A 511-nucleotide genomic window follows, 5' to 3' on the forward strand; every position below is an offset into this window, starting at 1 on the left:
CAGTCGGAACATCTCGAAGGTGTCAGGGTCCTGCCTTTCGGTGATGAATTTCGCGAAGAAATTGGTTTTGGCGCAATTCACGAGAAATTCGGGCAGGCATTGGCGTAGTGCATTGGCAACGACCAACTCCGATGGCGGGATGCCGGGGCGGATCGTGCGCAGCCAGGATCCAAAGGAACTCCAGACGAGTGAAGGGAATACCGCTGCCAGGTACTGAAGCAGTCCCTGACAAACGATGCCAGCCTGAATGAAGACGTGATAGGCGTGGGTCTTGCGCTTGACGGCGTTGCGGTACTCGGGCGACTCGCGATGCAGGTGTTGATCGCCGTTCCTGCGGCTAAGCGGCTTCATGTCTTGCATCCAGAAATGGTACGCGAATGTGCCGATCCGATGTACCGCTTGTTTGAAGCTGTGTTCGATCTTGAAGCGCAACCCATACAAGCGAATGATTTCGATGGGATCCAGGCCGAGGTCGGTGCACATCAACAGGCACGCGCCCCGGCAAGGGTGA

General features: G+C 56.6%; 1 pseudogene. It reads right to left on the reverse strand.

The features are described from left to right. Positions 1-511: pseudogene (locus AWB78_RS43105) on the reverse strand (IS4-like element ISCku4 family transposase); the annotation flags it as partial.

Origin of the sequence: Caballeronia calidae, from assembly GCF_900044055.2 — a bacterium.
In the GTDB taxonomy this organism is placed as follows: Bacteria; Pseudomonadota; Gammaproteobacteria; order Burkholderiales; family Burkholderiaceae; genus Caballeronia; species Caballeronia calidae.